The 24587-nt window shown below is 76.1% G+C and carries 18 protein-coding genes; 9 read left to right on the top strand and 9 right to left on the bottom strand.

Annotated elements, in window-relative coordinates; translation table 11 throughout:
* From ACA511_RS24595 to ACA511_RS24585, 3 genes are all read left to right on the top strand, one after another.
* The coding region (locus ACA511_RS24595) for an alpha-glucosidase C-terminal domain-containing protein (RefSeq protein WP_375026938.1) at positions 1-390 on the top strand (390 nt) is incomplete at its 5' end.
* Between the two features lie 2 nt (positions 391-392).
* Positions 393-1808 (top strand): aminoglycoside phosphotransferase, encoded by a 1416-nt coding sequence (locus ACA511_RS24590; protein ID WP_375026937.1) that lies wholly within the window; start codon positions 393-395, stop codon positions 1806-1808.
* Positions 1809-1968: 160 nt separating this feature from the next.
* Positions 1969-2982: an NlpC/P60 family protein gene (locus ACA511_RS24585; protein ID WP_375026936.1), complete on the top strand. Its 1014-nt coding sequence runs from the start codon at positions 1969-1971 to the stop codon at positions 2980-2982.
* Positions 2983-3066: 84 nt separating this feature from the next.
* Here the strand turns inward: ACA511_RS24585 and ACA511_RS24580 are convergent, their stop codons facing one another.
* Together ACA511_RS24580 and ACA511_RS24575 are read right to left on the bottom strand one after the other, a co-directional pair.
* Complete coding sequence (locus tag ACA511_RS24580; protein ID WP_375026935.1) at positions 3067-4932, bottom strand: N-6 DNA methylase; 1866 nt, start codon at positions 4930-4932, stop codon at positions 3067-3069.
* A gap of 17 nt (positions 4933-4949) precedes the next feature.
* Positions 4950-5765: a PP2C family protein-serine/threonine phosphatase gene (locus ACA511_RS24575; RefSeq protein WP_375026934.1), complete on the bottom strand. Its 816-nt coding sequence runs from the start codon at positions 5763-5765 to the stop codon at positions 4950-4952.
* 144 nt (positions 5766-5909) lie between these two features.
* Here ACA511_RS24575 and ACA511_RS24570 point away from each other — a divergent pair, with 144 nt between their 5' ends.
* The 5 genes from ACA511_RS24570 to ACA511_RS24550 all read left to right on the top strand — a co-directional run bounded on the left by ACA511_RS24570 (position 5910) and on the right by ACA511_RS24550 (position 10688).
* Positions 5910-6827: a metal ABC transporter solute-binding protein, Zn/Mn family gene (locus ACA511_RS24570; protein ID WP_375026933.1), complete on the top strand. Its 918-nt coding sequence runs from the start codon at positions 5910-5912 to the stop codon at positions 6825-6827.
* Positions 6824-7519 carry a metal ABC transporter ATP-binding protein gene (locus ACA511_RS24565; protein WP_375026932.1) on the top strand — a complete coding sequence of 232 codons (696 nt, stop codon included), beginning with the start codon at positions 6824-6826 and terminating at the stop codon, positions 7517-7519. The genes ACA511_RS24570 and ACA511_RS24565 overlap by 4 nt, the downstream gene beginning before the upstream one ends.
* A complete protein-coding gene (locus tag ACA511_RS24560; RefSeq protein WP_375026931.1) occupies positions 7516-8397 on the top strand; it encodes a metal ABC transporter permease in 882 nt (293 codons plus the stop codon). Before ACA511_RS24565 ends, ACA511_RS24560 begins: the two co-directional genes overlap by 4 nt.
* 223 nt (positions 8398-8620) lie before the next feature.
* A complete protein-coding gene (locus tag ACA511_RS24555) occupies positions 8621-9679 on the top strand; it encodes a rod shape-determining protein (protein WP_375026930.1) in 1059 nt (352 codons plus the stop codon).
* 70 nt (positions 9680-9749) lie between these two features.
* A complete protein-coding gene (locus tag ACA511_RS24550) occupies positions 9750-10688 on the top strand; it encodes an MBL fold metallo-hydrolase (RefSeq protein WP_375026929.1) in 939 nt (312 codons plus the stop codon).
* Here the strand turns inward: ACA511_RS24550 and ACA511_RS24545 are convergent.
* Genes ACA511_RS24545 through ACA511_RS24515 form a run of 7 tightly spaced genes read right to left on the bottom strand, consistent with a single transcriptional unit; the run spans position 10672 to position 23284 of the window.
* Positions 10672-11925, bottom strand: coding sequence for an aromatic acid exporter family protein (locus ACA511_RS24545; protein WP_375026928.1), 1254 nt, complete (start codon positions 11923-11925; stop codon positions 10672-10674). The two genes, ACA511_RS24550 and ACA511_RS24545, sit on opposite strands and share 17 nt — an antisense overlap.
* Positions 11922-13358, bottom strand: a complete 1437-nt coding sequence (locus ACA511_RS24540; RefSeq protein WP_375026927.1) for a sugar porter family MFS transporter — start codon at positions 13356-13358, stop codon at positions 11922-11924. The genes ACA511_RS24545 and ACA511_RS24540 overlap by 4 nt, the downstream gene beginning before the upstream one ends.
* 57 nt (positions 13359-13415) lie before the next feature.
* Positions 13416-15380, bottom strand: a complete 1965-nt coding sequence (locus ACA511_RS24535) for a hypothetical protein (RefSeq protein WP_375026926.1) — start codon at positions 15378-15380, stop codon at positions 13416-13418.
* Positions 15377-16534: a VWA domain-containing protein gene (locus ACA511_RS24530; RefSeq protein ID WP_375026925.1), complete on the bottom strand. Its 1158-nt coding sequence runs from the start codon at positions 16532-16534 to the stop codon at positions 15377-15379. The genes ACA511_RS24535 and ACA511_RS24530 overlap by 4 nt, the downstream gene beginning before the upstream one ends.
* Positions 16531-18858: a DUF5682 family protein gene (locus ACA511_RS24525; RefSeq protein ID WP_375026924.1), complete on the bottom strand. Its 2328-nt coding sequence runs from the start codon at positions 18856-18858 to the stop codon at positions 16531-16533. Before ACA511_RS24525 ends, ACA511_RS24530 begins: the two co-directional genes overlap by 4 nt.
* Entirely contained in the window at positions 18858-19952 is a 1095-nt protein-coding gene (locus ACA511_RS24520) for an AAA family ATPase (protein ID WP_375026923.1), read from the bottom strand. Before ACA511_RS24520 ends, ACA511_RS24525 begins: the two co-directional genes overlap by 1 nt.
* Positions 19949-23284, bottom strand: a complete 3336-nt coding sequence (locus tag ACA511_RS24515) for a DUF4132 domain-containing protein (RefSeq protein ID WP_375026922.1) — start codon at positions 23282-23284, stop codon at positions 19949-19951. Before ACA511_RS24515 ends, ACA511_RS24520 begins: the two co-directional genes overlap by 4 nt.
* A gap of 176 nt (positions 23285-23460) precedes the next feature.
* Between ACA511_RS24515 and ACA511_RS24510 the strand changes: the two genes are divergently transcribed.
* The gene (locus ACA511_RS24510) at positions 23461-24564 is read left to right on the top strand and encodes a cystathionine gamma-lyase (RefSeq protein ID WP_375026921.1); all 1104 of its coding nucleotides are present in this window, start codon (positions 23461-23463) and stop codon (positions 24562-24564) included.
* Positions 24565-24587 lie beyond the last annotated feature (23 nt).

Here is a 24587-nt window from a genome sequence, read left to right as displayed (position 1 = left end):
GGATCACTCCTGCACTGGACCCGCAAAATGATCGAGATCCGGCAACGCCACCCCGTCTTCGGCGTCGGCTCCTACGTCGAACTCTCCGCCTCCAACCCCTCCGTCCTCGCCTTCACCCGCGAGATCACCGAGGACGAGAGCCCGTGGGGCGAGATGGACACGATCCTGTGCGTCAGCAACCTGTCGCGCTTCCCGCAGCCGGTCGAACTCGACATGCGGCGCTTCGAGGGCTACTCCCCCGTCGAGTGCATGGGCGGCGTCCAGTTCCCGGCCATCGGCGAACTCCCCTACCTGCTGACGCTCCCCGGCCACGGGTTCTTCTGGTTCCAGCTGCTCCCGCCGGACGACGCCGGAGCGGACCGGATCGTCGGCGCGGGAAGGACCGTCTGACCGTGCTGACACCCGGATCGGACCTGACCAGAGACCTCGCGGAGTGGCTGCCAGGGCAGCGGTGGTTCGGTGGGAAGGACGGCCCGATCGACGAGATCTCCATCGGCACAGCCACCGAGCTCCGCGGCGGCGACCCCGCCCTCCACCACCTCGTCCTCGACGTCCGGCAGAACGGCGCCACCGACCAGTACCAACTGCTCCTCGGGGTCCGCCGCCACCTGCCCGACCGGCTCCGGCACGTCGAGATCGGACGCGACACGGGCCGCGCCGGCAAGGCGCGCCTGTACGACGCCGCCCATGACCCGGACCTGACCCGCACGCTGCTGGACGCCCTGGCGGACGAGGCGTCCATCGGCCGGCTGCGCTTCCGGCACGTGGCCGGCGCCCGCATCCGGACCGACCTGGCGAGCCTGCCCATCACCACCGAGCAGAGCAACACCTCGCTGCTGTTCGGCGACGCCTACATCTGCAAGCTGTTCCGGCGGCTCAGCCACGGCGTCAACCTCGACCTCGAAGTCAACCTCGCGCTGACGCGGGGCGGCTGCGCGCACGTCCCGGCCGTGCACGGCTGGATCGAGCTGGAGCCGGACGACGCCGGCGCGGAGCCGGTCACGCTCGGGCTCCTGTCGGACTACCTGCACACCGGCGCGGACGGCTGGAGCCTGGCGATCGCGAGCGTCCGCGACTGGTTCGCGTACCCGCTGCCGTCCGGCGACGAGTGGGCGGAGCTGGACGCGAGCGCCGCCGGCGGCGACTTCGCGGCCGAGGCCGAACGGCTCGGCGCCGCCACCGCGCAGGTGCACCGCGCGCTGGCCGACACGTTCGGCGTGACGATCGTCCCCGCTGACGAGGTGCGCGCGCTGGCCGCCCGGATGAACGCCGAGCTGGCCGCCACGTGCCGGGCCGTGCCCCGCCTCGCGCCGCACGCGAAGGCGCTCGCCGCGGTGTTCCTCGACCTGGCCGCGCGGGCGGAGCCGATGCCGGTCCAGCGGGTGCACGGCGACTACCACCTCGGCCAGGTGCTGCGCACCGAGTCGGGCTGGGCGCTGCTGGACTTCGAGGGCGAGCCGGCCCGCACGCAGAGCGAGCGCCGCGCCCTCGCGCACCCGCTGCGGGACGTCGCCGGGATGCTGCGCTCCTTCGAGTACGCGGCGCGGTTCCTCATCACCAAGGCCGGCATCGTGCCGACCGAGTCGGGGCCGCACCTGGAGACGCGCGCGCACGCCTGGGCGGCGCGGAACCGGGCGGCGTTCTGCCGCGGCTACGCGGCGGCCGGCGGCGCCGACCCGGCCGCGCATTCGGTGCTCATGCACGCCTTCGAATTCGAGAAGGCCGTGTACGAGGTGCGCTACGAGGCGCGGAACCGGCCGGCCTGGCTGCCCGTTCCGCTGAAATCGCTCGCCCATCTGACCGCTTGATCAAAGACACTGAAGCGCGCCTCCAATTCCGGACCATGATCATGTAAAATCGGCCGGTTCTCTCAATTCCACGGCGATCAACGGGTACCCGAACTCTCGGCAGGATGATGATCACCCTGCGGCAGGAAGAACCCGAAAATGGGGAACGGAGAGAACGGGAATGTCCATCGCACGCCACCCGCTCGATGACGAGGCCGTGAACGGAGCATCCGACGGCCATACCGGCCGCACCCGCGCGGACGGCCGAAAACAGGGAATGCTCCGGGCGGCCGTCACGGCGACGGTGACCGGCCTCGCGCTGGCGGTCCCGCTCAGCCCGCCCGCCCAGGGGGCGCTCAGCCCCACGGTGCTGCAGGGCCTGCACCTGGACTCCGCCACGCTGGCGAAGGTCAAGGCGTACGACAGGTACCGGACGCGGGAGGCGTCCCAGCGCGAGAAGGCGAAGAAGGCGCTCCGATTCGCCCGGAAACAGATCGGCAAGCCGTACCGGTGGGGCGCCGACGGGCCGAGCGGCTACGACTGCTCCGGTCTCGCGATGGCCTCGTGGCGCAGGGCGGGCGTGAAACTCCCGCGCGTCACCTACGCCCAGTACCGCAAGGTCGACCGGAAGGTGAAGTACGGGAACCTCGAACGCGGGGACCTCATCTTCTTCCACGGCCGCAGTCATGTCGGCCTCTATGTCGGGCACGGGCGGTTCCTGCACGCGCCGCACTCCGGCGCTCGGGTCCGCATCGACAAGATCTCCGCGCGGCGGAGGAGCCAGTTCGCCGGCGCGGTGCGTCCGGGCGCGCCCGCGTACCAGGAATGGTCGGCCTCGGTACGGGGACTCGTCGAGAAGATCGACCGGATGAGCGCGCAGAAGAGAGCGGATCAGAAGCCGCCTGATAAGGAGCGGAACCCCCAGATTCCGCCACCCTCCGACACACTGCCCGAAGCGCACGGCAATCCCCCGGTGAACGCCCCCGCACACACCCCGGCGAAACAGGCCGCGCCACCCGGCGGCCCCGCCCCGAAGCCGGACGATTCCGCGGCCGGACCGCCGCGCGGCGACACGCCGCCGAGAGCGGAGCCCGACCCGAGGCCGCGGGTCATGGCTCCCGCGCACCGGCGCGGCGCGTTCCAGCCGTCCAACCGCCCCGGGTTCCACCCGTGGGCCGAATACGTCGCTCCCTAATGCCCCATTCCGCCGTCCCGGCGCCGGCAGACCGGTGCCGGGGCGGCGCTCGTGCCTCTTCGCATTCCCTGGAAGCCGTCCAGCTCAGGACCCGCGAGGGGCGCGGTCCTCGCGGGGGCCGAGGTCGCCGTGGAGCAGGCCGTCGAAGCCCAGCCGGACCAGGGTCTCCCCCAGGGCGGACATTTCGCGCAGCGTGTCGGTCAGGCCGATCAGTTCGCCGAGGGCGCGGCCGTAGGCCCGCTGGCGGTCCAGAGGGAGCCGGGGGACGCGCGTCCGGGCCAGGTCCGCGCGGCTGGACGAGGCGGCGCCGGCGCGGGTGCGCGCGAAGGTGAGGACGCCCGCGAGGAACTGCGCGTCGAGCCGCTCCGGGTCGGGGCGGTAGCGCGTCAGGGTGGGGCCGAGGGCGGCGCCGGCCTCCCCGATCACGCGCGCCGCGCCTGCGGCGGTGGCGGCGACGTCGCCGGGTTCGAGCATGATCAGCGCGGGGCCGGCGGGGGCCGTGCCGGAGGGGCCGCTCCCGGCGGTCACGTCGGCCGCGGTGAGAACGGGCACCGTGCCGGGCGCGGCCGAAGCAGGGGCGCCGGACGGCGGCCCGGACGGCGCGTGGCTGATCGCGACCGCGCCGGCGCGGGCCAGCTCGGAGATCGTGGTGACCGGCAGCGGCCGCGGGTCGTCCCGTGGTTCGAGGTCGGGCGGGGCGGGCGCCGCCGCGCGCAGCCGCCGCGTGACCTCGGCGAACCGGCGGCCGAACGCCTCGGCGCCCGGCCGGGGACGGTGCCGGGCCGGGCTGAGGTCGACCTCGTCGTCGAGCAGGTCGATGACCGGCACGGAGAACGCGCCGTCCGGGTACCGCTCCAGCTCGCGCTCGGCGCGCGCGAGGTCGCCCTCGGCGTCCAGCAGCAGGACGGCGCCGGGCGGGCGCTCGCCGGGGCGGGGCCGCCGCAGCAGCCACAGGTCGGGGCCGCCGGGCGCCGTCGTGACCACGGCCCGCAGCGCGCCGGCCCGCAGCAGGTCGCCGCGGACGCGGCGGCCGGGCCGGCGGCCCGCGACGGCCGCCGGCATCAGCACCGCGGCGCGCCCGCCGGGACGGACGCGGGCGAGGCAGTGCTGCGCCCAGGCCAGTTCGGGCTCGCCGCGCGGCGGCAGCCCGTACTCCCAGCGCGGGTCGCCGGTCAGCTCCTCGCGGCCCCACGCGCGGTCGCCGGACGGCGGGTCGCAGACGACCGCGTCGGCGACCTCGCCGGCGAAGCCGTCGGCGCGCAGCGAGTCGGCGGCGGCGATCTCGGCGGGCGTCCCGGCGAGCAGCAGCCTGACCGCGGCGATGCGCGCGGCGGACGCGTCGGTGTCCTGGCCGAGCGCGCGCCGGGCGCCGGGGACCGCCAGCAGCAGCGTGCCGAGCCCGCAGGCGGGGTCGAGAACGGTGCCCGCGTCGGTGTCGGTGCCCGCGTCGGTGTCGGTGCCGGTGTCGGTGTCGCGGCGCACCAGGCGCGCCATCAGCCCGGCCACGTCCGCCGGGGTGATGGCGAGCCGCCGCGAGTGGGCCCGGACGTAGCGCTGGAAGAGGAGGTCGAACGCGCCGGCGTGGCCGTGTTCGGCGGCGAGGTCCGCGAGCAGGCCGGGAAGGCCGGGATCGCCCGGTTCGATGTCCGGCCACGCGAGTTTCCCGGCGTCCCCGCGCAGGTCGAGGAGGTGCATGCCGGCCCAGCCGACGAGGTCGGCGAGCCGGAGGTCGTCGCCGGACGCGCGGAGCCGCTGCCAGGCGCGGTCGCCGAGGGACACCTCGAACCGCTTGCCGTTGCGGCGCAGCCAGTCCTCGACGGCGGCGAGGGAGAACAGCGGGCTGGCCGCCGTCCCGCCGGCGGGGCGCGGGAAGTCGCCGTGCCGGCGGCGCCAGTTGCTGACCGTCGCGCGCCCCACCCCGGCGAGCCGGGCGATGTCGCCGGCGGTCACTCCCGGATCGCCCCCGCTCACGGGCGGTGGAACCGGCGGCCGAGCCGGGCGAGGCGGCCGGGCCCGCCGTCGTCCGCCGCGGCGCCGAGCAGCAGCGGCTCCCGGTCCGGGGCGTCGCCGGACGGGACGACGTCCGCGACGACGCAGGTGATGTTGTCGGGGCCGCCGCCGCTGTTGGCGAGGTCGATGAGGCGCGCCACGGCGTCCGCCGGACGGGCGTCCCCGGCCAGCGTGTCGCGGATCGCCTCGGGCCGGACGACGCCGAACACGCCGTCGGAGCACAGCAGGTACCGGTCGCCGGGCAGGGCGTCGTGCCAGAACACGTCCGGCTCGCCGCTGCCCTCGCTCTGCAACGCCCTGACCAGCGCCGATCCCCGCGGATGCGCGGCGGCCTCCGACGGGGTGAGGCGGCCGGAGTCCATGAGCGACTGCACCATCGTGTGGTCGCGCGTCAGCTGGGACAGTTCGCCGGCGCGCAGCAGGTAGGCGCGGGAGTCGCCGATGTGGGCCACCGCGAACCGCGTCCCGTCCCACGCCATCGCGGTCAGGGTCGTGCCCATGCGGGCCAGTTCCGGGTCCTGCCGGGCGAGTTCGGCCAGCCGCGCGGCGATGGCGGCCACGGCGGCGGCGAGGGCGGCGGCCGGGTCTCCGGTGAGCGGGTGCGCGGCGAGCGTCGTGACGGCCGTCCGGCTGGCGACGTCGCCGTGCGGGTGGCCGCCCATCCCGTCGGCGACCGCGAGGAGGCGCGGGCCGGCGAGCGCCGAGTCCTCGTTCACCTTCCGCCGCCGTCCGATGTCGGTCCCGGCGGAGAAGTCGAGCGCGTGGTGGGCCATGCACGCCAGGAAAGCAGCCTAAAACTCGATTCACAAGCTTTCCGCGGCCCTACACGGCTTGCCGGGCAGGACGGCATCGCGGACGAATCGGTGCGAGCCATGCTAACTTGCACTGAAAACCGTTTTCATTTTCAGGAGCTTCCCATGACCTCTCTGCTGCGTGCCCGCGTGTCCGGAACGGGCGCGCTCCTGGCCGTCTCGGCGCTGCTCGCGGCCGGCTGCGGATCGTCGTCCGGCACCGCGGCGACGGCGGACGGCCCGGTCTCCGTCGTGGCCTCGACGAACGTCTACGGCGACATCGCGCGGCAGATCGGCGGCGGCAAGGTGCGCGTGACGTCGTTCATCAGCGACCCCTCGCAGGACCCGCACTCGTTCGAGGCGGGGACGCGCACCCGGCTCGCGCTGTCCAAGGCCGCGGTCGTCATCGAGAACGGCGGCGGCTACGACGACTTCATGGACACCCTGCTCAAGGGCGCGGGTTCCAAGGCCGAGGTGCTCAACGCGGTCGAGGCGTCGGGCAGGACCGCGCCGGCGGGCGAGGAGCTGAACGAGCACGTCTGGTACGACCTGCCGTCCGTCGCGCGCCTGGCCGACCGGATCTCGGCCGCGCTCGCCAAGGCCGACCCCGAGGACGCGGAGACCTACTCGGCGAACGCCCGCGCGTTCAAGGCCGGGCTGAAGACGCTGGAAGGGAAGGTCGCCGCGATCAGGGCCGCGCACGCGGGCGAGGGCGTCGCGATCACCGAGCCCGTCCCGGTCTACCTGCTGGAGGCGGCGGGGCTGGAGAACCGGACGCCCGCCGAGTTCAGCGAGGCGGTCGAGGAGGGCGACGACGTCCCGCCCCGGGTCCTGCGGGACACCCTCGCGCTGCTCACCGGGAAGAAGGTGCGGGCGCTCGTGTCCAACGCGCAGACCGGCGGGCCGCAGACCGAGCGGCTCGGCGAGGCGGCGAAGGAGGCCGGCGTGCCCGTCGTGCCGGTCACCGAGACGCTGCCCGAGGGCACCGGCTACATCGCCTGGATGGACGGCAACATCGCCGCGCTGCGCAAGGCGCTGTCGTGATCGCCCTGCGCGGCGCCGCCCTCGCCTACGGGGACCGGACGCTGTGGAAGGGGCTCGACCTCGACGTGGCCGCGGGCGAGTTCCTGGTCGTCCTCGGGCACAACGGGTCGGGGAAGACGAGCCTGCTGCGGGTGCTGCTCGGGCTGCGGCGGCTGTCGGCGGGGACGGTCTCGGTGCACGGCCGCCCGCCGCGCCGGGGCAGCGACCTCACCGGCTACGTCCCGCAGCACCGGGCCGTCCCGCCGCACACCCCGCTGCGGGCCCGCGACCTGGTGGGGTTCGGCGTCGACGGGCACCGGTGGGGGCCGCGGCGGCGGCCCCGGGAGGCGCGCCGCCGGGTCGAGGACGCGCTGCGGGACGTGGGCGCCGCGCCGTTCGCGGACGTCCCGCTGCACCTGCTGTCGGGCGGCGAGCTGCAGCGGGTGCGGGTCGCGCAGGCGCTGGCCGCCGGCCCGCGCGTCCTGCTCTGCGACGAGCCGCTCGCGTCGCTGGACGCCGAGCACCAGCGGATCGTCGGCGGGCTGGTCGACCGGCAGAGGCGCGAGCACGGCACGGCGGTCGTGTTCGTCACGCACGAGGCCGGGCCCGTGCTGCCGTTCGCCGACCAAGTGCTCGACCTCGGGGACGGCACGGGCGCGGCGGCGCTCACCGGCGGGCGTGAGCGGACGCTCTCCCGTAGGGAGACAGCGTGATCTGGCAGGAGGTCTTCAACTTCGACGACTACGGGGCGCTGCTCGCGCTCGTCCGCAACTCGCTCATCGCGGGGGCGGTGCTGGGGGTCGTCGGCGGGCTGGCCGGGACGTTCGTCATCATGCGCGACCTCCCGTTCGCCGTGCACGGCATCAGCGAGCTGTCGTTCGCGGGGGCGGCGGGCGCGCTGCTCCTCGGGACGAGCGTGGCGGGCGGATCGATCGCGGGCGCGCTGCTCGCCGCCGCGCTGATCGGCGTGCTCGGCGCGCGGGCGCGCGGCCGGGGCTCGGTCGTCGGCGTGCTGATGCCGTTCGGGCTCGGCCTCGGCGTGCTGTTCCTGTCGCTCTACACGGGCCGGTCGGCAAACCGGTTCGGGCTGCTCACCGGGCAGATCGTCGCGGTCGACGCGCCGCGGCTGTCGTGGCTGCTCGGCACGTCGGCGGTGGTGCTGGTGTGCCTCGCGGTCATGTGGCGGCCGCTGGCGTTCGCGAGCCTCGACCCGGGCGTGGCGGCGGCTCGGGGCGTCCCGGTGCGGACGCTGTCGCTGCTCTTCATGCTGGTGCTCGGTCTCGCGGTCGCCGTGTCCGTGCAGGTCGTGGGGGCGCTGCTGGTCCTCGCGCTGCTCTGCACGCCGGCCGCCGCGGCGGTGCGGGTCACCGCGTCGCCGGTGCTCGTCCCGGTGCTGAGCGCGGTGCTGGCGACCGTGTCGGTGGTGGGCGGGATCCTGCTGTCGATCGGCTCGGACATCCCCGTCAGCCCGTACGTCACGACGATCTCGTTCGTCCTGTACGGGGTGTGCCGCACGGCCGGCGCCGTCCGGGCGAGGCGCGGCCGGACGGCGCGGCGCGGCGGCGCGCGCCCCGGCGCCGTGCCCGCCTGATCAGCGCGCGTGATCTTCCTCCATGATCTCCGCCACATGATGTCTTGGTGCCCGCCCGGTACTGCGCTCCGGGCGGGCGCCGCGCGGCGGTCCGCGTTCCGGATATTCCGGATCTTCGTTCGCGATGACGTTGCCATTCGCTTACCCGGCCGTGGGCATCCCGCCGGAGCGCAAGGGCATCAACAAGACTCTTGCGACTTACGGGGCGATTGGGAGGGACGCGATGTGGGATTTCGCGGGCCGTGACACCGCTATCGACCTGGGCAGCGACACCGTCCGCATGCACGTGCGGGACCGCGGCGTCGTGTGCCGCGAGCCGTCCGTGCTCGCCCGGTCCCGGGAGACCGGGCACATCCTCGCGCTGGGCGCGCCCGCGCGGGAGATGGCCGGGCGCAACCCCGACGTCACACTCGTCCGGCCGATCCGCGAGGGCGCGCCGACGGAGACCGACGAGGCCGAGTACCTGATGCGGCACCTGGTCCGCCGGCACCACCGGCGCCACTACACCGCCCGCCCCCGGCTCGTCGTCACCGTGCCGAGCGGGATGACGTCCGTCCACTACCGGGCCCTGCAGTTCTCCGCCTACCAGGCGGGCGCGCGGCGCCTCACGCTCGTGCCGACGCCGATCGCCGCCGCCATCGGCATGGGGATGACCTCGGCCACGCGGCCCGAGATCGCCGTCATCGCCTGCCTCGGCGCGGACGTCACCGACGTCGGCGTCATCGCGTTCGGCGGCCTCGTCACCTCGCACACCGCGCACATCGGCGGATCGTCGCTGGACAAGGCGATCGTCGCGATGGTCCGGCGCGAGCACAACGTGGCGGTGTCGCGGTCCGCCGCGGAGGCCGCGAAGCTCGCGGTCGGCGCGGTGCCGCCGCTCGGCCGGCGGCCGGTGAAGCAGACCGTCGTGACCGGCCGCGACATCGCGACCGGGATGCCGCGCGAGATCGTCCTCACCACCCTGGACGTCGGCCGCGCGATCGGCGCGCCGGTGGCGGAGATCGTGGACGCGATCGGCGCCGGCCTCACCGGCTGCTCCCCCGAGATCTCCGGGGACGTGCTGAGCGTCGGCATCACGCTCAGCGGCGGGTGCGCCCGGCTGCCCGGCCTGGACCGGCTGATCCGCGACCGGACCGGGCTGGAGGCGCGGCTCGGCGACGAGACCGGCGACGCGGCCGTGCTCGGCGCCGGCGAGGTGCTGCGCTCGGCGGGCACGCAGGAGCCGTCGGCGCGCAAGTCGTCGCCGCGCCCGCACGTGCTCACGACGCTGCCCGAGTACTGACCCGCCCGGAGAGCGGCCCGGGCGGCGACCCGGGCCGCCCCGGGGGCGGCCGGGCTACACTCCCGGTGCCATGAGCGACGCACCCGGCCTCGACGGCCCCGGAAGCCCGCGCCTCCAGGAGGTCTCCGACGGGATCTTCGCCTACGTCCAGCCGGACGGCACCTGGTGGATCAACAACACCGGCTTCCTCGCCGGCACGCGCGGAGTGGTCAGCGTCGACGCGTGCTCGACCGAGCGCCGCACCCGCGCCTACCTGGCGTCGATCCGGTCGGTGACGGACCGGCCCGTCCGGACGCTCGTCAACACCCACCACCACGGCGACCACACGTTCGGCAACTACCTGTTCGCGGGCGCCACGGTCGTCGGCCACGAGAAGACGCGGGAGGGCGCGATCGCCTGGGGCGAGCCCTTCGACGAGCCGTTCTGGACCAAGGTGGACTGGGGCGGCATCGAGGTCGAGGCGCCGTTCCTCACCTACACCGACGGCGTGACCCTGTGGGTGGACGACCTGCGCTGCGAGGTCCGGCACGTCGGGACGCCCGCGCACACCACCAACGACTCCATCGTCTGGATTCCCGAGCGGCGGGTCCTGTTCTGCGGCGACCTCCTCTTCAACGGCGGCACCCCCTTCCTCATGCAGGGCTCGGTCGCGGGGGCCGTCAAGGTGCTGGAGGAGGTGATCGCGCCGCTGGGCGCGGAGACGATCGTCCCCGGCCACGGCCCGGTCTGCGGACCCGAGCTGATCGACCGCGTCGCCGGCTACGCCCGGTTCGTCCAGGCGACGGCCGCCGAGGCGAGGGCGGCGGGCCTCACCCCGCTGGAGGCCGCCCGCGAGGCCGATCTCGGCCCGTACGCGGAGCTGACCGACGCCGAGCGCATCGTCGGCAACCTGCACCGCGCCTACGCCGAGCTGGACGGCCGCGAGCCGGGCGCCGAGATCGACCTGGCCGGCGCCCTCGGCGACATGATCGCCTACAACGGCGGCCGGCCGCTCACCTGCCGCGCCTGAACCGGCCGAGCCGCCGCGGGACGCGCCACCGCGCGCGGGGCCACCGCGCGCGGGGCCACCTCGTACGGGGCCACCTCGTACGGGGCCGCCGCCCGAGGGGCCGCCGCAGGAGGCGCGGCAGCCGGATCGCGCCCGGCGGCGCGGGCACGTCGTACCGGCCGGCGCCGCTCCGCACCGCCGCCCGCGCCTCCGCCGCGCCGACGCCGGCGAACACCAGCACGTCCGTCGCGGCCATGCGCAGCGCGGTGGCGGCGTCGCGGCCGGAGGCGGCGCCGTCCAGGTCCCGGTCGTCGGCCCGCGCCGCCAGCGCGACGGCCCGGTCGGCGGCGCGGCGGCGCGCGGTGTGGCCGCCCGGGTCGGCGGCCATGTCGCGCACGATGGCGGCGAGGTCCTCGACGGCCGGGACGAGCGCGCGGCGCTGCTCCCGGCCGGCCGTGAGCGCGGTGCGCGCCACCAGGACGCAGCTCCCCGCGAGCAGGTCGAGCCGGCCCGCGGTCTCGCTCTCCCGCACCGTCTGCGCCCGCCGCGTCCGCCACGCCAGCGAGTACCGGGGCAGCGACGTGCTGGCCCCGGCCATGCGGGCGAGCTCGGCGAGCCGGTCGCGCTGCTCGCGCAGCCGGGCCAGCGCCGCCTCGCGCAGCCGGTCGTCGTCCTCGCGCAGCGCCCGCGCGGCGCGGTCGAGCCCGTCGGCCATGCCGTCCAGGGCGGCGCCCTCGGCCCGCCGCAGCAGCGCGAGCGGCTCGGGGGTGAACAGCAGCTGGCTGAACACGAGCGCGACGCCCGCGCCGATCAGCGCGTCCGCGATCCGGAACGGGCCCGCCTGCCCGCCCGCGGCGGTCGCGGTGAGGATCGCGGACGCGGCGGACTGCGCGATCACCAGCGCGGACTCGGTGACGGCGCGGACCAGCACCATCGAGCCGAACACGGCGAGGGCCAGGGTGCCGTAGCCGGTGCCGAGCGCGAGCAGGGCCAGCTCGCCGAAGCCGATGCCCGTCACCACGCCGGCCAGCATCTGCACGGCGTTCACCCCGCGCTGGCCGCGCACGGTGTTGAGCGCGATGACCGCGGCGATCGGCGCGAAGAACGGGTCGGTGTGCGGGCCGAACAGCCTCGCGATGAGCCAGGCGAGGGTCGCGGCGGCGGTCTGCTGCGCGATCGGCCACACCCCCGACCGCACCCGCCGCCAGGCGCGCCCGCCCGCCTCGCCCGCCCCCCGCCGCAGCCGGCCCGGTCTCATCCAGGGCCGGTGTCGGGGGCCCGGCGGCCGAAGCGGCGGAGCAGGTCGGCGTCCACCTCGGCGAACTCGCGGCCCCTGGTCTCCGGGACGAAGCGGGCCGTGAACAGCAGCCCGGCCAGCGAGATCGCGGCGAAGATCCAGAACGTCTCCCCCTCGCCGACGGCCTTCGCGACGGGCAGGAACGCCAGGCTCACCACGAAGTTCGAGGCCCAGTTCACCGCGGTGGACGCGCCGGAGCCGGTGGCGCGGGCCGGCCCCGGGAAGATCTCGCCGATGATCGCCCAGAAGACGGGCCCCATCCCGACGGCGAACCCGGCGATGTACAGGACCATGAACACCAGCGACGGCTCGGCCGCCCATCCGGCCACGAACGCCAGCCCGAGCAGCACCATCGTGACGGTCATCGCGCCGAGCGAGAACAGCAGCAGGGCGCGGCGGCCCGCCCGCTCGATGAGCCGGACCGCCACCAGCGTCATCAGCAGGTTGATGACGCCGATGGCGATGGAGTAGTAGATGGAGTCGGCGGTGCTCAGCCCGGTCCGCTCGATGATCGTCGGCGCGTAGTAGATGATCGTGTTGATCCCGCCGAACTGCTGCACGGCGGCCAGCACGACGCCGACGGTCAGCGCGGGCCGGATCCGCGGCGCCAGCAGGGCGTGCCAGCCCGGCCGGCCGCCGTCCTCGGCGGCCCGCTCCCGCGCCGCGGCGAGACGCAGTTCGACGAGCCGGTCGGCCGTCGCCTCGTTGGTGACCGAGGCGATCAGCCGGCGGGCCCGCTCCCGGCCGGCGCGGCCGCCGGCGGCGAGCAGCCACGCCGGGGACTCCGGCAGCCACCAGAGCGCGCCCGCGACCAGCACCACGGCGGGCACCGCGCCGCAGGCGATCATCGCGCGCCAGTCGCCGGGACCGGCGAACGCGACGTTGACCATGTAGGCGACGAGGATGCCGACCGTGATGAGCAGCTGGTTGAGGGTCAGCACGCTGCCCCGGATCTGCGGCGGGGAGATCTCGGACAGGTAGACCGGGACGGTCGCGGACGCCGCGCCCACGGCCAGCCCCAGGATCAGCCGGCCGCCCAGCAGCATCGGCAGGCCGGTCGACAGCGCGGCGACCGCCGTCCCGGCGAGGAAGACGAGCCCTTCGAGGCCGAGGGCCCCGCGCCGGCCGATCCGGTCGGCCAGGCGGCCGGACAGCAGCGCGCCCGCCATGGCGCCGAGCACGAGGACGCTGACGACGCTGCCCTGCTCGAAGGAGTTCAGCGAGAAGTCGGCCCGGATGAACAGCAGCGCCCCGGAGATCACGCCGGTGTCGAAGCCGAACAGGAAGCCGCCGACGGCGATCACGGCCGCCCATCCCCAGATCTTGCGCAGCCCTTCGGGCGGGACCTCGTCGAGCGGTCCCTCATGGATCGTGGCCCGGGAAAAACCCTGCATGTGCGCCCCCCATTGCGCATTACCCAGAGTTTTCGAGCGGATACCCGGAGTTCCGGCTCAGCGGAGTTCGGCGGTCGTCAGCAGGCGGATGTGGGCGGCGGCCCAGGCGCGGGCGGTGCGGTGCGGATCGTCGGCGGCGAGGGCGGCGGCGAGGGCCGCGACGGCCCCGGCGGCGGTGCGCAGCCCGGCGCGGTCCAGGTCGGCTCCGGCGCGGGCGATGCGCTCCCGCAGTCCGGGCGGGGTGTGCAGGAGCCCGCGGTGGGCCGCTTCGGCGCAGCCGGCGAGGGCCTCGGTGAGGACGTGGGCGAGCGGGTCGCCGACGGCCGGGGCCGGTGCGTCCAGCGCGGCGGTGCCTTCGCCCGGGGCCAGGTCCGGGACGACGACCCCGTCGCCGGTCAGGACGGCGAACGGGTCGATGACGAGGCCGCCGCGGTCCTTGCGGACGCCGCCGGTGAGCACGCGGGGGGCGGCGGCGAGCGCCTCGGCGAGGGCGTCGAGCGCGGCGGGACGGTGCGGGCTGTAGTCGGCGGAGACGGCGGCCGTGGTGCCCGCCGCGTCGGCGACCACGGCCTCCAGCCGCTGGGAGCCGGGGTGGTAGCCGATGTCGCGGACCTCGGCGATCTCGACGGCGCGGACGAGTTCCGCTTCGACGCGGGGGCGGACGAGGCGGGGCGGCAGGGCGTCCAGTGCGCGCGCCTCCGCCGCGAGGTCGCGGACGAGGAGCCCGCCGGGCAGCGTCTCCCAGGCGTTGCCGAGCGGCGTGACGGTGGTCTTCGCGACCCGTCCCGCGGCGACGCGGACGACCCGCCCGGCGCTGCGCGCGGCGCTCTCCGACACGATGTTCGCGGCGGCGAGCGATCGCAGCGGCGCGCCGAGGACCCTGCGTCCGGCCAGGTCGGCGCCGGTGAGGCGGGTCCCGTCCGGGACGTCCCAGCGGCGTCTCAGGACGAGCGCGATGCCGGCGTGCGCGAGGAAGACGTCGGCCGTGCGGTGCTCGGCGGTCCCGGCGACGCGGCAGCCGAGGGCGGTGAGGCGGACGCGGGCCAGCGGCGTCTCCGCCCGCTCGTCGGTGCCGAGCACCTGGGAGCGGTCCGGCCCGCGGGCGGCGCGGTGCCGGGCGTGGACCTCGGCGAGGAGTTCCGCGACGCGCGCGGGGTCGTGGCCGGCGCCGCGCTCGTGGTAGGCGGCGAGCTGGGCGGCCAGGTCGCCGAGCGCGGCGGCGGGCCAGTGCATGCCGCGTCCGGCCAGGTCGGCGGCGGTGCGCCCGAGAGCGGTGGCGAGGACGGGCCCCGCGTGGACGGCGCCCTCCAGGAGGACCTGGCCGGCGAGGTCGGCGGCGGCGTCGAGGGCGGCGTCCGGGGCGGCCGCGCGGGACTCCCCCGGCGCGCCGCCCACGTCGAGGCGGACCTCGCCGCCGGTGAGGCCGCGTTCGTCGGCGGCGCGGAACGCCCAGACGGCGAGCACGGTGACCTCGCCGCGCACCGCCGCGACGGCGTCGGTGTGGACGTAGCCGAGTTCGTCCGGCACCAGGAACCGGACGGTGCAGGTCGCCAGCTCGGCGTGGGCCACCGGGTCGTCCGCGGTGGGCCGGCGCAGCGCGGCGGAGTAGCCGGCGCGGAGCGTGCGGCGGGCGGCGGTGAGGGCGCGCTGCCCGAGGACGCGGGCGAGGGCGTCGTCGTCGAACGCCCCCGGCGACCAGGCCGCCGCGTCGGGCGCCGGCGCCTCCGGTCCGGTCGGGGCCGTCCGCTGGTAGGCGAGGACGAGGCAGACGCGGTGGCGGCACGTCCCGGTCGCGGCGCAGGAGCAGGCCGCGGCCTCCAGCCCGGCGCCGGCGGGCAGCGACGTCTCGGCGCCGTCCGGGAACGCGCCGCCGATGCCGCCGTCCGCGGCGACGGTGATCTCCGGGCCGCGGCCCGCGTCGAGGTCCTTCGCCGCGCGCTTGACGAGCCCGCGGTTGGCGAGGGCCGCGAGGGCGTCCGGGGTGAGGGAGAGCAGGTCCGCGCGGACCGGGGGGCCGGTCATCGGCCGATCCGTTCGGCGACGAACTCGGCGAGTCTCCCCGGCGTCATGGCGCCGACGTGGGCACCCTCCGCGGCGAGGCGGCCCGCCATCACGCGGTCGTAGTCGGGGTTCGCGTCCTCGTCGAGCGCGGCCAGCCCGAGCACGTGCGTCCCCTGCTGGACGAGCCGGCGCACCTCCCGGACGAGCCGGCCCGGGTCGCCGCCCTCGTAGAAGTCGGTGACGAGCGCGACGATCGTCCGGCGCGGGTTCTGCACGAGCCCGGCGCCGTAGGCGACGGCCCGCGCGATGTCGGTGCCGCCGCCGAGCTGGACCTTCATCAGCAGCTCGACCGGGTCGGTGACGTCCGCGGTGAGGTCGGCCACGGCGGTGTCGAACGCGACCAGGTGCGTCTTGAGGCCGGGCAGCCCCCACAGGCACGCCGCGGTGACCGCGGAGTGGATCACGGACCCGGCCATGGACCCGGACTGGTCCACGAGCAGGATCAGCTGCCACTGCTCGATGTGCCGCCTCGTCCGGGACACGAACCGGGGCCTCTCGATGTAGAGGCGGCGCTCGTCCGGCCGGTAGTGCGCGAGGTTCGCGCGGATCGTCCCGTGGAAGTCGAAGTTGCGGGAGTTCCGGACGCGGCTGGGCCGCCGCGACCGGGTGCCGTGGAACGCCTGCCGGACCTCGGTGGCGAGCCGCTCCACCAGCTCCCGGACGACGGCCTCCACGATCCGCCGGGCGAGCGCGAGGACCTCGGGGTTCATCAGGTGCTTGGTGCGCAGGACGGCGCGCAGCAGCGCCGCGTCGGGCTCGATGCGCTCCAGCACGGCCGGGTCGGTGACGATCTCGTGGATCTCGTACCGCTCGACGGCGTCGCGTTCGAGCCGCTCGATCGTCTCCTTGGGGAAGAGCCGGTGCACGGAGTCCAGCCAGTCGACGGTGGTGAGCTGGGAGGGCCCGTCGCCGCCGGTGCGGTCGCCGCCGGGCCGGGCCCGCCCGCTCCCGCCCGCGCCGCGCCGGACGCCGCGCCGGGCGAGGTCCGGGTCGCGGCCGTAGAGCCAGTCGAGGGCGGCGTCCCGCTCGGCGCCCTCGCCGCCGAGCGCCCCGGTGCACGGCTCCGCGGGGGCGCCGAGGACGAGCCGCCAGCGTTCCAGATCGGGCGGGATCACGATTCCCCCTCCTCTCCCGGCGGGGGGACGTCCCCCCGCGCGTCGCGGTTCGGCCCGCCCGGTTCCGCGAGGCCGGCCGCCGCCAGCGCCCGGTCGACGCGGGCCTCCAGAGCGCGGGCCTCGGCGACCAGCAGCGGGTCGTCGGGGGCGCGGAGCAGCGCGCGGGCCGGGCCGCGCAGGCCGCGGCGCTCCAGCAGGCCCTGCGCGATCGCCTCCCGCTCGCGCGGCGGGAAGAACTCGAACGCCTGCCGCAGCGCGGGCAGCGCCACGAGGAAGCCGCCGTCGTCGAGGCCGCCGATCAGCTCGTCGAGGACGCCGAGGACGGACGCGTCCGGGTCGAGCACCTCCTGCCGGGCCAGCGCGAACAGCCCGGCGAGCCAGTCCCCGAGCGTCGCCGGGCCGGCCGCCCCGCGCACGGCGCGGGCCGGGTCGGCGGTGTCGCCGAGCGCCCGGCCGAGCCCGAACGCGGCGCCGCGCAGGTCGGGCGGGACGTCGGGCCGGGCGGCGACGCGGCGGGCGACGCCGAGCGCCGCGTCCCGGTCCAGGCGGAGCCTCCCGGCGGCGTGCAGGAGCGCGTCGCGGGTGGCGGCCAGCGCGCGCAGCCGGTCGAGGTCGGCGGGGGCGGGTCCGCCGCGGATCCCCTCTGCCAGCCACAGGATCCGGGCGGCGCACTCCTCGATGACCGTCCCGAACAGCGCGCTCCGGGCCGTCCCGAGGACGCGGTCGTGCCGCCACAGGCCGAGGACGGCGCCGAGCGCGGCGCCGAGCGCCGCGATGTCGGACGACCCCGCGATGCCCGCGGCGATCGCCCCGGCGATGCGGTCGGACCGGTCCGCGGAGCCGCACAGGGCGGCGTCGAACAGCACGTCCGCGAGCCGCCGCATGTCGGCGCCCGCGCCGGTCACGCGCTCGTCGAGGACGGCCGCCGCCGCGTCGGCGAGCGTCGGCCCGTACGCGCCCGCCTCGATGAGCGCGGAGCGGCGGCGCCCGCCGGGGTCGGCGGGGCCGAGGAGCCAGCGCTCCTCCAGCACCGGGTCGGCGCCCGTCGCCGGGCCCGACTCGCGGTCGGCGCCGGGGATCCGCAGGACGCGCAGCCGGTGCAGGACGCGGCTGCGCTCCAGGCCGCGCGGCGTCGTCAGCTTGAGGACGACCGGCCCGTCCCCGTCGAGGCCGAGGCGTTCCAGCTCGGCGGACGCGTCGTGGACGAGCGGCGGCGCGGGCGTCGCGGCGTGCAGGCGGCCGACGCGGCTCCCGCTCAGCGCGGCGACCATCTCCGCGACGGCCGGGTGGGCGCCGGGGGCGAGGGGGCCCCGCGACGTCCACGGCAGCCGCTGGTCGAGGTCGTCCTTCACCAGCGCGGACACGAGGCCGTCCAGCAGGTCGGTGCGGGCGGGGGCGCGGTGGCCGCGCAGCCGGGTGAGGCCCTCGGTGAGGGTGCGGGCGGCGATCAGGTCGGCCGTCGAGACGCCCTGCCGCCGTTTCCGCAGCCGCGCCGCGACCGTCTCGATGAGCGCGCCCGCCGCCGCCTCGGGGCCGCTCTCCCAGAGCCGCTGGTAGTACTCGGGCGACGGCATGCCCGACTGGTAGCCGGTGAAGGCGTCCAGGCGCCGGAACGAGTAGGGGACGAGGAAGCCGCCGCCGGTCGCGCCCTCGGGCGGCCGCGGCACGTCCGGCCAGCCGGTGCCGCCGGACGCGGCGAGCGTTTCGAGGGCGGGCTTGTGGAAGCCGCCGGTGACCACGACGACGGGGCGGCCGCCCGCGTCGGCGTCGGCCGCCCGTATCCACTCCGCCATGTACGCCTCGCGGGCCGTGTCGTCCTCCCCGGCCTCCGCCTCGCCCCGCAGCAGCGCGAAGTACGCGTCGAGGCGCTCGGCGGCGCCGTCCGGGTCGATCTCGAAGAGGTGGTCCCAGAGGATGTCGGTGTTGTCGACCGCGAACTCGCGGCAGAGCCGCTCGGTGACCTCGGCGTAGCGGCGCTCGGCGTCGGCGTACCGGTTGCTGCGGCCCGCGAGCGCCGGATGCCAGGCGGGCAGGTCGATGAACCGCAGCTCGGCGCCCGCCGCGCGCCCCTCGTTGAGGGCGACCCATTCCGGCGAGTACCCGCAGAACGGCGACCAGGAGGCGTGCACGCGGCCGGCGTCCCGGTAGTAGCTGAAGATCGCGACGGGCGGTTCGTGGCCGAGGAGCAGCTCGTCCATCCGCGCGCCGAAGTCGGCGGGCCCCTCCACCAGGACGTACGCGGGCCGCAGCCGCCGGATCGCGTCCCGGACGAGCCGGGCGCACGCCGGGCTGTGGTGCCGGACCCCGAGGAACGCGACGGCCATCAGCCGGGCAGCAGGTGCCGGGCGGCGTGCAGCGCCCTCCACTGCTCGCCGTCGCGCCGGGCCGCCTGCTGCTCCAGGTAGCGGCGCAGCCGGGCCAGGTCGTCGGGGCTGTCCTTGGCGGCGGTGCCGGCGAGGCACTCGACGATGTCGGCGGCTCCGCCCGGCTCGCCGCGCAGGAACCAGCCCCGCACCCCGATCTGGTGCGCGACCGCCACGGCCTCGGCGGTGCTCATCACCGCCGACAGCCGGTCCATCGACCGGCCGTCCTCGGTGGTGGCGTCGCGCAGCTCCCGGAACGTGGTGACCAGCACTTCGAGGACGTCCCGGCGCGGCGGGGCCTGCACGCCGCTGTGCTCCAGCAGCCGCACCGCCTCCTGCTCGACCAGCTCCAGCTCGGTGCCGAAGTCGGCGATCGGGAACACGGTCTCGAAGTTGAACCGGCGCTTGAGCGCCGCGCTCATCTCGTTCACGCCCCGGTCGCGGGTGTTCGCGGTCGCGATGACGTTGAACCCGTCCCGCGCGAACACCATCGCGTCCGCCCCGGTCAGCTCTGGGACCGCGAGCACACGGTCGGAGAGCGGGGACAGCAGCGAGTCCTGCACCTCCAGCGGGCAGCGGGTGATCTCCTCGAACCGGACGGCCTTCCCCTCGGCCATCCCGGTGAGCAGCGGCGCCGGCACCAGCGACCGCGTGGACGGCCCCTCCGCGACCAGCAGCGCGTAGTTCCACGAGTACTTGATCTGGTCCTCGGTGGTGGCCGCGCCGCCCTGGATCGTCAGCGTGGACGTCCCGCTGACGGCCGCCGCGATCAGCTCCGACAGCAGCGACTTGGCGGTGCCGGGCTCGCCGACGAGCATCAGCCCCCGGCTCGTCGCGAGGGTGACGAGCGCCCGGTCGATGAGGGCGGTGTCGCCGACGAACTTGCGGCGGACGCCGAGCGCCTCGTCCCCGACGACGAACCGCCGCGCGGCCGTCAGGCTCAGCGCCCATCCGGGCGGGCGCGGCGCGGTGTCGTCCTCGCGGAGCCGGTCGAGCTCGGCCGCGAACCTGACCTCGGCCGGGGGCCGCTGGTACTCGGTGGTGTCGTCGCTCATGCCTGCGCGGCCTCCGCGAGAGTGGTCAGGTCGGCGAGGACCTCGGACGCGGTGACGTCGTCCAGCTCGCCGAACGTGAGAGGGGTCCCCTTGCTGGGCCAGAAGTCGCCGGGCTCCGTCGCGAGCCACACGTACTCGAGGACCTGGTGGTCGCCGGAGGCGTCCACGGCGCCGACCGAGATGCCGGGGGCGAGGTCGATCACGACGTACCGGTCGCCCGCGACGCGGCGGGAGATCCAGCGTTCGCCGCCCGCGTCCTGCGGCTCGCCGCGCTCCCAGCCGAGCCTGACCAGACCGAGGACCGTCCCGAACGGGACGCTCAGCCCCTCGAACCTGGTCAACCGGCCGCTCTCCCGCTCCGCCTCGGTGAGGACGTGGACGGGCCGGCCGAGCTGCGGGAACGGCTGGAGGATCGCGTAGTCGGCGAACACCTCCCCCCACGCCTCGGCGTCCGCGCGGTGGCGCGCCGGATGCATGACCCCCACCCGCGCCGACTCGGGGAGCTCGAACACGTCGTCGCGGACGTCGGCGAACGTGCCGTCCTCCGCGATCCGGAACCCGGTCGCCGCTCCGCCGCCCGCGCCCTCCACCCCGGCGCTGCCGTCCTCGGCGATCCAGAGCAGGCGGCGGGCGATGTGCCGGACGAGCGGATGCCGGACGATGTACGCGCCGAAGTCGGCCGAGGACCAGCGGCGCTGCGCCGCCATCGCCCGCTCCAGGCGGCGGATCTGGTCGGCGGCGGCGGTCCGCACGTCCTTCTTGAGCGTGGCGAACGCCTTGTAGGCGGCGGGCGCGAGGTCGGGGTCGTCGTTCGCTCCCGGCTTGGGGAGGGCCTTGCGGCGCTTGCCGTCCTCGTCGGTGACGAACGGCTTAAGCTGCTCGTCGAACCCGACCGTGAAGCGGCGCGGGCCGTAGTCGAGGACCATGCTCCCGTCGGCGTCCAGCCCGAATCCGGGGACGAGCCGGTCGCCGAGCTCGTCGGGGCTGAGGCCGAGCCCGGCGGCGACCTGCCGGATCCGCGCCTGCGCCTCCACCCGCAGGCCGGTGAACTTCACCTTCTGCGCGATGCCGTGCAGGTGCATCAGCGCCACGTCCGTACCGATCTCGGCGAGGACGCCGAGACCGGTGACGGCGTTCTTGTGCCCGCCCTCGCCCGGCCAGGCGCGGATGACCGGCGTCAGCCGCCGGACGGTGTCGTCGTCGCCGGTACGGCCGAGCTGCCGCAGCGCCCACCCGTCCTTGGACGGCGCGCCCGCGTCGAGCCACCGCCGGAACAGCGCCCACCCGAACTCGGCCACCGAGCCCGGTTCGCACGCCGCCGCGACGTCGTCCACCGCCTGCGGAGGGTCCAGGGTGAGCAGCTCGACGAGGGCGCGGACCGCGTCCAGCGGCAGGGCCCGGCCGCGCCCGCGCAGCAGGACCTGCGGGAGCGCCTCCGGCTCCAGCCATGTGCCGGCCTTCACCGGCTGGGCGAGGCCGGTCTCGGACGGAGTCAGGGACAGCAGCTCCTCGACCGCCTCCCCGGCCTCGTCGCCGTGGGCCGCGCGGGCGGCGTCCACGATGCCGGGAAGGCCGTGGGCGTCGCGCAGGTACCGCAGGGCGGTCTCGGCGCCGCGCCGGTCCCGGGCCTTCGTGCCGAGCGCCGCCGGGACGAGCAGCGGCACGGCGGCGGGCCCGTGCCGGTCGAACCAGCGGCGGGCGGGCCGGAGATGCTTGCCGCGCTTGACGAGGCCGTCCGCCATCAGCATGGCCACGCCCGCGTCCAGGTACGGCAGCAGCGGTTCGCCGCAGTCCTCCGGGTTCGGCCGGGCCGTGCGGATCGCGGCGGGCAGCGCGTCCAGTTCGTAGCGGGCCACGAGCGGCCGCATCCACACGTAGGCGAACGGGCGGAGCAGCCCCTCGTAGCCGGGCAGCAGCGGTCGGATCAGTTCCTCGGGGCCGTACACCATCAGCTGCAGCGGGGCGACCTTGTGGTCGCCCGCCGCGTAGCCCGCGGCGAGCGCCTCCCAATCGGCGCCGCCGGGCCTCGCGACGTGCTGCTCCAGGTCCGTCTCCAGCCATGCGCGCCGTTCGCCGTCGCGCCACGCGAGCCGCGTCGCGGGCGGGGTCAGCCCGGCCAGGACGGGCCGCCGCGGGTCGTGCCACGGCGGGGCGGCCAGCACGGCGGGCAGCGCGCCGGGCTCGGCGGCGGGAACGCGCGGCGAGGCGGGGGCGACGCGCTCGACGGTGGCGGCGACGTCGCCCGGCAGGCTCGGCAGCACCGCGGCGACCAGCCCGGCGTTGGCCTCGGCATGGGCCGCGAGCAGGTCGTCGGCGCCCGCGCGGGCCAGCAGGCGCAGCGCCCGCACCGGGAACCGCCGGGCGGCCTCGCCGAGCGCCGCCCGCACGTGCTTGCGGTCCAGGCGGTCGATCAGGGCCTGGAACGCCGCGTCGGTCGGCAGGACGGCGATCGCCTCGATGACGTTCTTGCGGCCGTCGGCGTCCAGGCGCCCGCCGTCGGCCGCGGCGAGCAGGTACGGGAGGACGTCCGGGCCGACCCCGTCCACCAGTGTGGCCAGCAGCGCCCGGGTCGTGTGCCACCAGGGCAGCCCGTGCGCCGGCAGCGGCGCGTCGAGCTGGTCGGCCGAGCCGAGGGCCGACAGCGCGAACAGGGTGATGTCGGGGTGCCGCCGCGGCGGAGGCGGCGCGGCGCAGCACTCGTCCACCCAGTCCCGCCGCGTCGGTACCAGGTACGACACGAGCCACCGCGCGCCCCACCCCGACCGGTGCGCGGCCAGCCGGTCGACCGCGCCGGCGTAGTCGGCCTTGGCGGCCGCGGCGAGCAGCCCCCGGACGCGCCGCGCCTCGTCCGGCGACACGGCGACGGTGGTCTCGTCCGGAATGCGGACGGCGCCGACCGAGGTGCCGCGCCACGGGCCGCCGGCCTTGCGGGTCGCCTCCGTGCGGCTCAGCTCGACCAGCGCGCAGGCGGCGAACGCGATGCCGTGCTCGGCGATCCACGCGTCGGCGTAGGCGCGGTGCACCTTTCCCCGCGCGTTCGGGCCGCCTGCGCCCAGCACGGTGACGGCCGCGACCGCCGCCGCCCCCGCCGGGTCGGCCGTCCCGTCCAGGTGCCGCCGCGCGGCCTCGGCGAGCGCCGGGTCGCCGGCCCCGCCCGCGAGCAGCGCCTCGACCGCACCCTGCGTCGCCTCGGCAAGGCCCCGGGCCGCGCTCGGCGCGCCCGGGTCGACCTTGACCTTCGGGCCGGGCGTGCCGCCGCGGCGCGCGTGCAGCGTCCGCCGCCACGCGTCGGGGATGGTCAGGGCGTCCTCGTCGGGGGGCTGATCTTCCATGGCGCCCAACGGTAGAGGAGCGGACCGACAGATCCGCAGGATTCCCCGCATGACCGACGCGACCTGCCCGGACGCCGCGGCCGCCGCGGCCGCCTGGAAGAATCGGAGGCGGTCGGGGACATGGCCGGAGCCCTCCGCGGCGCCCGAGGCGGCCGGCGGGGCGGGAGGAGGCGCGGGTGGAGATCGGGGACGGGACGCTGGCGGTCGGCGCCGGGCGGCCGGAGGCGGAGAACTTCGCGCCGGGGCTGCCGGGGCCGGTGTTCGCGGCGCATTACCACCTGGCCGGGGAGGCGGACGGGCCCTATCTGTACGGGCGCGACTCCAATCCGACGTGGACGCTGCTGGAGCGGGCGATCGGCGAACTCGAAGGCGGGGCCGAGGTCGTCTCCTTCTCGTCGGGAATGGCCGCCGTGGCCGCCGTGATCCTGTCGCAGACGCGGGCGGGCGATGTCGTCGTCCTGCCCGATGACTGCTACATGGCGACCCGCGAGTTGAAGGAGCGGCTGGAGTCGTACGGGGCGGTCGTGCGAATGGCGCCCACCGGCGGGGACGCGCAGATCGCCCTGCTGGACGGGGCGCGGCTGGTGTGGCTGGAGACGCCGTCCAATCCCCGGCTGGACGTGTGCGATATCGCGCGGATCGCCGAGGCGGCGCATGCGGCGGGGGCGCTCGTGGCGGTGGACAATACTTTGTCCACTCCCTTGGGCCAGCGGCCATTGGATCTGGGCGCCGATTTCTCCGTCGCCAGTGACACCAAGGCATTGAGCGGGCACGGGGATCTGCTGCTCGGGCATGTCGCGACGCGGAATCCCGAATTGGCCGCCGGGATCCGGTTGTGGCGGAAGACGGTGGGCGCCGTTCCCGGGCCGATGGAGGCGTGGCTCGCGCATCGGTCGCTCGCCACGCTGGAGTTGCGGCTGGAGCGGCAGGCCGCCAACGCGATGGCGCTGGCGGAGGCGCTGCGGGGCCGGGTCTCCGGGCTCCGGTATCCGGGGCTGCCGGACGATCCGTCGCACGCGGTCGCGGTCCGGCAGATGCGCCGGTTCGGGTGCGTGGTGTCGTTCACGCTGCCCGGCGAGGCCGCGGCCGAACGGTTCCTGGGGGCGTTGCGGCTGGTCATGCAGGCCACCAGTTTCGGCAGCGTGCACAGTTCGGCGGAACGGCGGGGGCGCTGGGGCGGTGACGCGGTGGAGCCGGGGTTCGTCCGTTTCTCGGTCGGCGTCGAGAACACCGGGGATCTCGTCGCGGACGTTCTCCAGGCGCTGGAGAAAACGGTGTGAACGATCGGGGCGGGCGGTTGTAG

The organism is Actinomadura sp. GTD37 (genome assembly GCF_041951365.1).
In the GTDB taxonomy this organism is placed as follows: Bacteria; Actinomycetota; Actinomycetes; order Streptosporangiales; family Streptosporangiaceae; genus Spirillospora.
Note: the sequence above shows the minus strand (reverse complement) of the source record. Positions and strands in the feature narration are given on the sequence as shown.